The organism is Streptomyces sp. NTH33 (genome assembly GCF_003236365.1).
GTDB lineage: Bacteria > Actinomycetota > Actinomycetes > Streptomycetales > Streptomycetaceae > Streptomyces.
This window is the reverse complement of record NZ_POTZ01000886.1, coordinates 1-1,384: the sequence shown is the minus strand read 5'-3', so window position 1 is coordinate 1,384 and position 1,384 is coordinate 1. Positions and strand designations below refer to the sequence as shown.

1 protein-coding gene and 1 pseudogene are annotated in these 1,384 nt (G+C 68.8%); both read right to left on the bottom strand.

The genetic code is table 11. From position 1 onward, the window contains the following. Positions 1–5: 5 nt before the first annotated feature. Positions 6–515 (bottom strand): hypothetical protein, encoded by a 510-nt coding sequence (locus tag C1I97_RS37265; RefSeq protein ID WP_111007286.1) that lies wholly within the window; start codon positions 513–515, stop codon positions 6–8. After that, a pseudogene (locus tag C1I97_RS37260) lies at positions 512–1,273 on the bottom strand (IS256 family transposase); the annotation flags it as partial. The pseudogene C1I97_RS37260 and the gene C1I97_RS37265, both read right to left, overlap by 4 nt. Between the last annotated feature and the right edge of the window lie 111 nt (positions 1,274–1,384).

Genomic DNA, 1,384 nt, shown 5'->3' with positions numbered 1-1,384 from the left:
CTCCCTCATCGCCGCACAACGTCAGCGACAGGCTCCTCCCACCGGCCCAGCCCCCGGCCAGACACGCCGGAGCACCTCTGCAGATCAACCCGTACGCACCTCTGCACCAGAGCCCGTACGCCGACAAGGGCGTCGGTGTTCGACGCAGCGGCCGCTTTGCGCTGGAGCCAGTCGGATGACTCGAGCAAGGCGTCCTGGTGCCAGAGCCGCCCCAGCGTGATGGCGCGGAGGAGGGACCACTCCCGAAGCCGTCGGGCCAGGAGCGGGTAGCGGATGGTGGCCTGGGTCATCGACTCGGTCCACGGTTCGTAGGCGGGTCCGTGACGGAGGTCGGCGGCCCGGCGGTCCAGGTGCCGCAGGACGGCGGACTGCGCCATCGTCTGGTCCGGATCGGTGAGGACTTCGCCGACCAGGCCGGCCTCGTCGGCGTCGGTCACCTGCTCCAGCCTGCTCAGGCAGGCCGCGAAGCGGAGGTGCTCGGCGGGCTCCTCCTGCGGAGCGTTGTGGTGGTTCACGCGGCCTGCTCCTGCCGCTCGACCAGGATGCCGTTCTCGAACCTGGCGCCGGAGCGGACCAGTGCGACCAGGTGGGCCCCGGTGATCGCCCGCCAGCGGGTTTGAGCGGACTCGACGAGCTTGAACACCATGGCCAGGGCGGCGGCCGCACTGCCTGCGCCACGGGTGACCTTGGTCCGGAGTTTCACCGTGCTGAAGGTCGACTCGATCGGGTTGGTCGTGCGCAGGTGGACCCGGTGTTCGGCGGGGAAGCCGTAGAAGGCGAGGAGTTCGTCGACGTCATCGGTGACCTTCTTGGCGGCCTTGGGTCATTTCGCGCCGTAGGTGCGCTCGAAGTCCTTGATCGCCTTCAGGGCGTGGTCGCGGTCCTCGGCGTTGTAGATCTCCTGAAGTGCCCTCTTCGCGCCGGGCTGGGCGGACTTCGGCAGGGCGTTGGTCACGTTGCGGGTTTTGTGAACCCAGCAGCTTTGGTGTCTGGCCTGCGGAAACACCTCGGCAAGGGCCCGCCACAGGCCCATCGCGCCGTCGCCGACGACCAGCTCGGGGTCGCGCATCCCGCGCCGGCGGCAGTCCCGCAGCAGGTCGGCCCACGACTCCGTCGACTCCCGCAGGCCCTCGGCGAGCGCGATCAGCTCCTTGCTGCCGTCCAGGCGCACGCCCATCAGGATCAGGACGCAGGAGTGGGCCTGGCCGAGGCGGACCTTGGGATGGACACCGTCGGCCCACACGTAGACGTAGTCGCCAGGGCGCGAGCGTTCTCGGGTGGCGAGACGTCATAGTTGCGATGTAGTGGGCGGGTTGTCGCCTTCGCCGGTTTGGTGAAACAGGACGCGGCTCCGGATGATCAAGGTGTCTAAGCCGTTGATCAC